The sequence below is a fragment of the Ruegeria sp. AH12 genome (assembly GCF_056541465.1).
Genome location: NZ_JBQFYL010000215.1, coordinates 1 through 548, shown reverse-complemented (window position 1 = coordinate 548; position 548 = coordinate 1). Strand labels below are relative to the sequence as shown.

Annotated in this window: 2 pseudogenes; both read left to right on the top strand. The window is 61.7% G+C overall.

Annotation, left to right across the window (positions count from 1 at the left end):
* Positions 1-271 (top strand): annotated as a pseudogene (locus tag ACR0EL_RS22705) (AAA family ATPase); the annotation flags it as partial.
* 19 nt (positions 272-290) lie between these two features.
* Positions 291-548, top strand: a pseudogene (locus tag ACR0EL_RS22700) (ParB/RepB/Spo0J family partition protein); the annotation flags it as partial.

Below are 548 nucleotides of genomic sequence, written 5' to 3'. Positions count from 1 at the left end.
CGATGCCTCGCAACAGGCCGAGATGGCAGGGCTCATGCAGGCCTATCTCGGGCGGCGCCTGTCTCCCTTCCGGCAAGATTACACTGCTCTGATTGGTCAGACGGGCGAGCAGGTGCATGGTATCTATGAGGCTGATTACCGCGACTTTAACCGCGACACCTATGCCCGCGGACGGGCAACCTTCGATGAGACCTATGCCGCATTCAAGCAACTTCTCATCGGAGCATGGCGCCGTGATGAACTGGCGCAGGCGACATCGGCGGCTGAGTAACCAGACAGGGAGACAGAGCATGGCCAAACGCAGACGATTGGAACCGGCCAACCCTGAGAATGTGTCTCCGGCACAGGAGATCAGGACCCATGGAGCGGCCCTTGGCGCACCCGGACGTGCGCCGATCGCCCATGTGACGCGCGAGGCCGCAGGGCAGGGTGCTTTTGAAGAGGTTGCTGAGGCGATGCGCGCTGCCCGCGAAGAGGGGCGCTTGATCCAGTCTCTGCCAGTGGATGACATCAAGGTGGATCATCTGCTGCGCGACCGGATCGTGTTG